This window comes from Acidovorax sp. CF316, from assembly GCF_000276605.1.
GTDB lineage: Bacteria > Pseudomonadota > Gammaproteobacteria > Burkholderiales > Burkholderiaceae_C > Acidovorax.
Window position 1 is genome coordinate 1 of the sequence record NZ_AKJX01000035.1, and the last position, 8,722, is coordinate 8,722.

The 8,722-nt window shown below is 58.3% G+C and carries 9 protein-coding genes and 2 pseudogenes; 8 read left to right on the top strand and 3 right to left on the bottom strand.

Annotated features, from left to right (window positions below; translation table 11 throughout):
* Positions 1 to 571: pseudogene (locus tag PMI14_RS04615) on the top strand (hypothetical protein); the annotation flags it as partial.
* A gap of 624 nt (positions 572 to 1,195) precedes the next feature.
* A complete protein-coding gene (locus PMI14_RS04620; RefSeq protein WP_007850336.1) occupies positions 1,196 to 2,365 on the top strand; it encodes a sensor histidine kinase in 1,170 nt (389 codons plus the stop codon).
* 72 nt (positions 2,366 to 2,437) lie between these two features.
* On the opposite strand, the gene PMI14_RS04625 is transcribed toward PMI14_RS04620, so the two are convergent.
* Together PMI14_RS04625 and PMI14_RS34705 are read right to left on the bottom strand one after the other, a co-directional pair.
* Positions 2,438 to 2,869: a hypothetical protein gene (locus PMI14_RS04625; protein ID WP_007850347.1), complete on the bottom strand. Its 432-nt coding sequence runs from the start codon at positions 2,867 to 2,869 to the stop codon at positions 2,438 to 2,440.
* A gap of 202 nt (positions 2,870 to 3,071) precedes the next feature.
* Positions 3,072 to 3,473: a hypothetical protein gene (locus tag PMI14_RS34705; protein WP_007850350.1), complete on the bottom strand. Its 402-nt coding sequence runs from the start codon at positions 3,471 to 3,473 to the stop codon at positions 3,072 to 3,074.
* Positions 3,474 to 3,660: 187 nt separating this feature from the next.
* Between PMI14_RS34705 and PMI14_RS04635 the strand changes: the two genes are divergently transcribed.
* From PMI14_RS04635 to PMI14_RS34045, 6 genes are all read left to right on the top strand, one after another.
* On the top strand, positions 3,661 to 3,993 hold the full coding sequence (locus PMI14_RS04635; protein ID WP_007850352.1) for a hypothetical protein: 333 nt from the start codon (positions 3,661 to 3,663) through the stop codon (positions 3,991 to 3,993).
* A gap of 585 nt (positions 3,994 to 4,578) precedes the next feature.
* On the top strand, positions 4,579 to 5,370 hold the full coding sequence (locus PMI14_RS04640) for a hypothetical protein (RefSeq protein WP_007850358.1): 792 nt from the start codon (positions 4,579 to 4,581) through the stop codon (positions 5,368 to 5,370).
* Between the two features lie 102 nt (positions 5,371 to 5,472).
* The gene (locus PMI14_RS04645) at positions 5,473 to 5,868 is read left to right on the top strand and encodes a hypothetical protein (protein WP_007850360.1); all 396 of its coding nucleotides are present in this window, start codon (positions 5,473 to 5,475) and stop codon (positions 5,866 to 5,868) included.
* Between the two features lie 649 nt (positions 5,869 to 6,517).
* On the top strand, positions 6,518 to 7,009 hold the full coding sequence (locus PMI14_RS04650; RefSeq protein ID WP_007850363.1) for a hypothetical protein: 492 nt from the start codon (positions 6,518 to 6,520) through the stop codon (positions 7,007 to 7,009).
* Positions 7,010 to 7,131: 122 nt separating this feature from the next.
* Positions 7,132 to 7,638 carry a hypothetical protein gene (locus PMI14_RS34710; RefSeq protein WP_146187985.1) on the top strand — a complete coding sequence of 169 codons (507 nt, stop codon included), beginning with the start codon at positions 7,132 to 7,134 and terminating at the stop codon, positions 7,636 to 7,638.
* 188 nt (positions 7,639 to 7,826) lie between these two features.
* Positions 7,827 to 8,258 carry an Imm50 family immunity protein gene (locus PMI14_RS34045; protein WP_081497263.1) on the top strand — a complete coding sequence of 144 codons (432 nt, stop codon included), beginning with the start codon at positions 7,827 to 7,829 and terminating at the stop codon, positions 8,256 to 8,258.
* Positions 8,259 to 8,438: 180 nt separating this feature from the next.
* On the opposite strand, the pseudogene PMI14_RS04660 reads toward PMI14_RS34045, so the two are convergent.
* A pseudogene (locus PMI14_RS04660) lies at positions 8,439 to 8,722 on the bottom strand (hypothetical protein); the annotation flags it as partial.

The following is an 8,722-nucleotide window of genomic DNA, read 5'->3' on the forward strand; positions in this document are numbered from 1 at the left end:
CGCCCCCAGCCGCTACGGCGGGCCAGGTGCCTCCACCTATGGCGGCTATGGTGGTGGTCAGCAATACCAAGACGACCGATCCTCATGGAATCGGCAGCAGCAGCAGCAGCAGTTCGACCACGGCAGCGGCTCGCGCCAGGCCGGCTCTGGCTACGGCTATGGGCGTGACGAGTATTCGTCCGGCTATGGCAATCAGCAGTACGACTATGGCCTTGGCAACCGCCAGTTCGGCGATCGCGCGGGGCGCGATCGTTACGGCGAGGGCTTTAATGGCGACGCAAACCGCTTTACCCAGGGCGGCCGGGGACAGGACGGCACGTCGCATGGTGGCCGGTACGATCCTGACTATGAGCAGTGGCGCAACGAGCAGTTGCGCAACCTGGACAACGACTATGAGAGCTGGCGTGGTGAGCGCTACAAGAAGTTTTCAGAAGACTTCAACACCTGGCGCAGTAACCGTAGTCGCGATACCGATAGCTCGCAGCAGTCGCGCCCGAACAATGCTTCGGCCACGTCCGGTTCAGGCACTTCCAGTACTGGCAGTGGCTCGAAATCGAAGGACCAGTCGTAACGCATGAGAAGGGCGGCCAAATGGCCGCCTTTCTATTTCGTTCGAGAGATCAGCGTTTCCAATGCCTGGCGAGACGCATGGCAGGGCATTCAAAATTGGGAAAAGAGGGGCGTGGCGTTCACATGCTGGTGCCGATGGAAACCAAGGCAACCGAGGTGGATGGTGGCAATGCCTGCAAAGGTGCACCCGTCTCAGGCCGGGCCGCATCCTCTGTTCCACACACCCCCACGAGCACTCCTACCGACAATGTCGCCATCACTAGTATGTCTGCCCAAAAAATGCCCGGGCGTTTACGCTGCGGACGGGGTCGGAAAAACTCGTCGGCCAGCCGTCGATGGAAAGCGAGATCGGTATGTTGAGTATCCATAGCAGCCTCTGCGGGGATATGAACAAGCATACTTTCGAGTTTTCGCCTGAGTGTCGGACTGAGACTCCTCAATTTGTAGTGGCTTGTGCAGGGGTTGAATCGCCCTGGGTTAGAGGGCCCAACACTCTGAAATTGGGCCGTGTAGAAGACTGCTGCTCACCCAATCGGTAGGCGGCAGCACGACCCGATGGGTTCTGCTGTCGCAGTCGGAGAAGCGAGCAAGTACGGTGCCGGCACACCCGAGGCACAATATAAAAATGCGACTCGCAGACTTCATCACACACAACCACGCCCAAATCCTGCTGGCGTGGGTTGAATTCGCACGAACTCAAACGCCTGCCGCGCAGGATCTGGACGACGTGGCGCTAGAAGACCACGGTAAGAAGATTCTCGAAGAGCTGGTGCGAAACATGGAAATGCCCCAGGACGAGGATGAACGGCGCACCAAGTCCGAAGGAAATAGCCAGTTGGCGTCCACTTCGCCGCGCGTGCCTTCTCGAAGCCACGCACGACAGCGTGAGCGGCAGGGCTTCGAAATGGGCCAGATGGTTGCTGAATACCGAGCGCTGCGGGCTACCGTACTGAGGCTCTGGCAGGCTTCGGACTACCAGGCGCAGCTGCAAGACATCGATGATGTGATTCGTTTCAACGAAGCCGTTGACCAGGCGCTGGCGGAGTCGGTGGAGGTGTTCATTGCCGAGCTGAACAAGGCACGCGACCTATTTTTGGGTGTCCTCGGGCACGACCTTCGCGGCCCCTTGAGCACCATCGCGGGCGCAGCGACAGTAGAGCTGCGAAAGTGGCCCGATGAGGTGCGCCACGCGCCGGTCATTCTGCGCAGCGTGGCCCAAATGAAGGCGCTGCTCGATGACCTGATGGAGTTCACAACCTACCGCTTGGGTAAAGGCCTCAGCCTGTCGCCCACGCACATGCAGCTGGACCAGTTTGCGCGCAACACCCTTGATGAGATCGATGGTATTTCAAGCGAGCGCGAACTCATCTTGCAAAGCCGGGGTGACCTCAGCGGCGAATGGGACCCGCGGCGGCTGCACCAGGCCTTGTCCAATCTGGTCTTCAACGCGTTGAAGTATGGTTTTCCGAGCTCGCCCGTGTGGGTAGAGCTCGATGGCACCGGGGACGACGTCCTTCTGACCGTGCGCAATACCGGCAAGCCCATTGAGGCAGCATTGCTTCCCAAGCTCTTCGACCCTCTGGTGCGTGATGAGTCCCGCGAAGAGTCCCAACCGGCGGACAGCAGCGCCCAGGTGGCGGGAGCCAACCTGGGGCTTGGCTTGTACGTAGTTCGCGAGATTGCGACCGCTCACGGAGGTACGATCGAGGTGACATCCGACGCTAGCGCTACCGAGTTCACACTGCGTTTGCCTCGGGTTGCCATAGCTGCCGACCAGGGTCCACTTGCTACATAGCAGCTAGCTGAACGGTCACACTTGCACGCACTGCACCCTCTAAGTTGCGGGTGTTTTCTATCTGCTCCCGATTTACAAGTGCAGCAGCGCCGCATCTGACGCCAACGCGTTGCGCTGACCATCTCCGCCTATTCGGAAGTGGGCATTGGGGGCTTTGGCGATTTCCAGCCAGGAAGTGAAGTATTTCCCCGGCAGGATCAAGGTTCCCACTGCTTCGTTGCTGCGAAGCTCGAAAGTGCCAACCGGCCCTTGGTCCTGGTTCGAGAATCCGACCAGCAAAGATGTCGCGGCGGTGCCTGAGCGCGGGCCGATCAGTTCGATGAAGCCGGTCGCTTGCGGCACCTCGAGCGCATCTGCCCGGAAGGTTTCCAGGCCGCTCAGGGCCAGTGCCCGGTAGCTTCTTAGCTTGATGACGACAGGGCCCTGCCATTGGGTGGCCAGATTCAAAGCCACATGTGCGAAATCGAGGCCTCGCTTGCTGTTGGGGTGAGTCAGGTTGCTCATGGTTGAGTTGGCTATGCGCCATGTTTTTGGAGAACAAGTCATTGATCAGCTGGACCTTCACCAGCAAAAATGCACCGTATCGTTGTTTGCAGACCTCCTTTTCGCCGCTGCACGGCGCTGATTTCTTGGTAGATCCATCGCTCATGGGTCCGTCGTAACCCTGGCAGCCTGGCATGGTTCGTTCTTGCAGCGCCCAGTGCAGCTACACGCGTTGCACTTTGGTCAAGGTCGTGCGGGCCCATTCATTCAGTGTCCAGGCCCAGTTGCGGCGCCACAGGTAGCGGTCTGGGCCATGCTGCTCAGCCAGAGGCAGGCGGTGGGAGAACACGAACTCGATGTCCAGTTGTGCACTCAAGGGCAATTTCAGCGCACGCCGCGTGGCAACCAGGGCCGATTCCCACAATGCGGCGCCCTCCCGTTCTGCGGCGGATACCATTCCATCGGCAGACCAGTGGCTGTGCCACGCCTGCAAGGCAACGTAGTCTCGCCAGGCCATGAAAGGCTCAACGCCACCCAGGGCGCAAATCATCCGCACGGCGTCGAGTGCACCCAGGGCGGTGCGTTCATCCGGATTAGGTGCGTCAGTGACTAGTTTGAGGAACATGGTGTGTACCCGGTGGCAGACAGGACAAGCTCCTGATTGGACACGGGCGATGGTCATACCCAGCGGGCCGGCTGTAAGTCAGACAACATCCTGTGTGCGAACCGGAAGTTCCCCATCGACTACCCTGAACAGCAGTGAAGGCGCAACCCTTGCGCCTTGCCAACTACCAAGCCCAGGAGAGACCGACATGACAACGCCGAGGGACGAACAGCCAGAGCGCATGGCAGAACTATTTGAACGCTTGGCCGAACCCTTTCACACGGAGCTGATGGAGCAAAGTGCCAGACTTTCCGCTCAGCGCTACCTGCTGGAGATGTTGTATGCGCAGCAGTTCCTGAACCAGCCCGAGGCCTTTGAAGAGTTCATGGAGGGCGCCATCGACATCGCGCGCACGAGTTCCCGGCGTACAGAGCCCATGTCGGAAGACGTTGCGCTGGAGTTGCAGGCCAGGGTGGCAACCCAGCTACAGCGCTTTCGGGAATCCGTGGTGCAACGGCTTGAACAGGGCTTGGGGGAGTAGGCTAGGAGAGCCGCAGCTCAGGCAGGAAAAGGTGCTTGCGTGCGGAGGCCGCGTATTTCGGAGCTCCTGGACAACCGGTTCGGCACCGTGGTCACAGAGTTCGACACCACGGTCAGACGTCGGCAGATCGCCTGCCCACTCGCTGAGAAACAGTTGGGACGGTCGGCTAGACTTCGGCCATCGGCTAGAAGCGGACGGTCAGGTGCTCATCCAGATCGGACCAGTTTGAATCCTCTTTCGCGAAGCCCTTCAATTCACCATGTTGCTACGAGCCAGTATCTGCGCCCTGGTCGATACCCCCGACGAGGTTGAATTAGCTAAATCATGGCTTCATGAGAACAGAGCGCTTCTTACATTCGTTTCTGATATGAACGGTTGTGGATGCTGTGTCTATCTATGGGATGTCGAGGGGTCAGAAGATGTGATCAAGACAATTCCCCCGCATCTTATTGCTGGAAGCGATTAGTCTTCGTCCACTTCAACGTCCTGACGAATTTCCGCTTTGGGCCCGTGGCTGCCGCTGCTACGATGGCTGCGATCGGCCAGAAGCGGTCACTCACAGATTTCGCAATGATTGGAACTGGAATGAAACGCATATTGGCCGCGCTCGCGCTGTGCGCCCCCTTGATCGCAGGCGCCGCCGATTTGGACATTTCCTGCCTTGGCCCGGAGTCGGACGATTGCCCCATGGCGGTTAACCTGAACCCGGACATGGAGGCCCTCTTCGCCTTTTTCGACGGCCAGCGCAACGGCGATGGCTCGGTGGGACGCGTGGCCTTTTTGTGGTGCACTCCTTTCACGCTGATGGGCAATGCGCCACTGCAGTGGCTAGATGCATCCAGCACCACCACTTGCGCCTTGACCGGGAAATCCCGACCCATCAACGGCGAACTGACCAAGCGGCAAATGGCGCAGGCCGCGCTCGTGTTCGAGACCCGGAGAAGTCAGGTGTATTGCAGCGCGATTGACCGGCCGCCAGGCTGTACCACTATGCCTTTGTTCCCCGCCCGAGCGGACAAGGTGACGGTGGCGTGCATCACCGACATGAGGGAAGACTGCCCTGTGGTGGTTGATGCGACGCTTGACAAAGAGAGACTGATCGCGGGATTCCGCCAACTTAACGCAGACGGCACTGGCCGATGGACCGAGCTCGAATGGTGCGGCAACAGCACTGCCGGCGGCCAACCCAGTGGCTGGGTCCCCATCGGCCAGAACTGCGTCCTTTCAGGGCGTTTCAGGACAGTCAATGGCGAACTCTCCATGCGCCAACTTGCGCAAGGCTCAATTCAATTTACGACTCGCAAGATCGAAGCGGTGTGCAAGCTGGAAGGTGCGGGCAACGGCGAAATTGCCGGGAAACCGGTTTGCAGGCGGTGACGGCTTTGGCGCAATAGGCTGTCCGGTTTCGCGCAACAGGACGGGCTGCCGCTGATACGATGGCTGCCATCGGCCAGAAGCCGCCTTTCAAGACCTATCGAGATGCACAAAAAATCCCTGCAAGACACGATCAACGCAGCATGCGCCAAGCTCGAAGAGACGGCGGTGATGATGGGGACCAAAATCTCTTTTGACCTTGCCTCTGTGTCTGAATTGGAGGAGATTTCAGCGGCCATGAAAGAACTGGCGGGCAGCGATCAGTCGGTGCTAGACGGAGGCAGTTTCCTCATCGGTGCCTACCTTGGGGAAATCATTCGGCGCCATATCGGTGGCGAATGGACCGGAGGGACCGATGGCTACACGATGGCCGTGTCATCTGGAGCGACCGCCATCTTTCCCATAGCCCACGTTCGCAAGTTTCTCGTGGACCCAGCGGACGGGCTCGTGTTCTTCGCGCAGGCGGCCACCGCTTCACGATCACCGCTTAGGGCCCGCTAGCGTCCCTTGCAGTGGGGCAGAATCCGGCCAAATGCGGTCGTTCGCTTGGCTTTCCAGCTCAACCTGCTGAGCCTTGTCAGGCATCCGCACGTTGAACCCATTTAGCCTCCGGTACATTTATGCTAAATCACAGTAGCTTTCTAGCAATGCTCAAGGGGCGCGGCAAAGAGCGAAGACTGGTCGAAGGATCAGCAGACGTAGTCGACTGGTTGCCGATTTTCGAGTTCAACGGTCATGCGTACGGAATAAACTGCGATTCCGGTACATGGAATGGTGAGTATCGGGATCGGAAACGCATCATGCGTAGCGATGCAGTTGTAGGTTTCTATGTATTGTTGGAAAGACCCTTCCGTGACATCGCCGCCTTGGTGACTCAGGAGATTCAGCGTGCCGGACTGCCTCCGGTTGTACGCACCACCTTTCCCTTTGATGCCATCGTCATCGACGCTCTTAAAAATGGGAGTCACTGGAACCTTCTAGCTTGTAAATGGCTAGATGAAGGTTACCCGCCCAACGACAGAATAGCCTGCTTGGCACCAGGCTCTAGGTCTGTTAGGGCGTGGCACAGAGCACGACACGACGCTATCTTCGCTCCCTCTCGGGTCGACGGGGAATAGGTGCAAATGCGTCCCTGGGGTCGCTGCTACTAATGACCACGATCGGCCAGAAGCAGATGTTGAGGCCTATGCAAAAATTTAAGGTGAAGCCAATCGATGACTTGGTCGAGTCTGACTTTGTCGAGTATCCGTTTTGGGTCGGCTACTACGAACCGGATGAAATGGATTGGCTGGTGCGTTTAGGCTTCCAAAGGGACGAGGTGCAAAAGGCGATGCAGATGGTCAACTTCTCTGACGCCTATGCCTTTCCGTTGCCCAGTACGGCTGTTGGCTTGGAGTTCAACTCTCTATACGTCAGCTCAATCTTCACAACGCCTGCCGGCAGGAGACTGGTGGGGTACGTCCACGGACCCGCGTTTGGGGTCTACCTTGAAGGACGATGCCATCTCTTCAATCCGCGACTTCGCGACTTTTGGCGCGATTCGGAACGCGAGTTGCGGTCGGCATTAGGCACTGAGGCATTTCCGCTGGAGTGTGTTGGCGTGGCCGGCTCGGTGCGAACCACATTCGACGATATCCGGTAGCAGGTTCAACAGCCGCGTTGCACCTGCTGTCGCCACTGCTACGATGGCGGCCATCGGCCAGGAGCGGACATTCGGGCCATTGAAAATGAACAGACCAGCCGTCGCCGTTTCGGACCCTACGAATGACTACAAGTGAGTGTTACGAGGTCAGCAAGCCTGAACTGAATGAGCTGCTGACCTTGCTAAGTCAGTGTGGACATGTCGTCTCGTTCTTCCTCAAACCCAAGCCGACTGTACTGCCGGCGATTGATACTGCCAATCCGCTCGCCACTTTGTTCGCCTTGCCTGCATTTCAAGCTCAAGCCGCGGAGCTTGGGGCCATCGCAGTTCAGCCGTTGCGATACAGCACCCTCAACAAGTTCGAGTTTGAAGGTTCGCTGGTATCTGTGGCAGTTGCCGGTGGCTGTCATCACAATACGCGCGGAATCTCTCAGGAACACATTAGAGCCGTAGTGGCTGCCGGCCTGAATGCGGCCTTCCCACGTCCGTTCGACGACATTCACGTGTTCCGACTTGACGACGCGCGGTGGTGTCAAGCCACTGACGAGGCAACCATGTCTACGTCGTACGCTGCTTGGCAGAGTGCTCGTGGACTATGGTGGCTTCTAAGCATTGCTGACATTGATTGACTACACCTGTTGACCGTCAGACTCAGCTCGGTGTTTGGCTCGACCTGCGAGGGTGACGGGCTGCCGGGCGTGGAGTTTCTGTTTCTCGGAGTTCTGAATGTTCGCGTTGGGCCAGCGACTGCCGCTGATACCATGGCTGCCATCGGCCAAAAGCGGAAGTTCGGCACCCACTCCAGTACGAGCAGGACATGAACAATCGAACGACGGAAGCTTACGAAGCTATCGAGGGGCACCAGTTGGTGCTATCCCGCTTTGGTATGTGGCCTTCTTTTCACGACGGGGAGGTTCATCGAATCGTTCTCGACCGCACTCCCCAAAGAAGAGCGAGCACGGTGCTTCCAACCCTTGAGGTTTGGATTCGAGGCTGGACCATGACGATGTTGGAAGGGCAATACGTTCTTGCCAATGACTCAGTCGTTCACTTCCGGTTCGAGGACGTTTCCGAGTTCGAGTTGGAAGGCTTCAATCAGCAGAACGTGCTGAGTTCTCTGAATCTTTCCATTGATGCGGACTTGCTGCACGTAGAGTTCGAGCATTGCTATCAGTTTTCGGGCGAATTTCGTGCTCGCAAGGGGATGGTGATGGAGGTCACACCATTCAAGCCAGAGACAGATTTGTAAGTCTGCTTCGGGCCCAAAGCGGTCTTCCAATCCATTGAAGAGCGGCCCTTCAAGGCACTGGCGACCTCGCCATAAGCTGTGCATTCGTGCGGCTCCACGACCTGCTGCCGCATCGGTGCAAGTCAATGCAGGCCTGAGGGCTCTTGCACTCGTCGGCTGGCGAACCCGTCGGATGGCTTTCTACCGGCCACGTTTGTCCATCATCGCGATGAGGGTAGCATCGACCTCGTCCGGAGCCTGGGCCTGCCGCTGGCGAAGGCGTTCAAGCATCGTGCCAGTCGTGGCATGGCTGTCCCACGCCTGGCGGCTCCAGTCGCCGCGCAGCTTGATGTCCCAGTAGATCTCGCCCTTCGTGTTATCCACCAGCTCCCCCTCGGCATCCGGGGTCGCGCCGTGCCTCAGCAGGAGTTCGACAAGAGGCAGGCTGATCGAGCGCATCTCGGTGCCGCGACCGCACAGCAGCA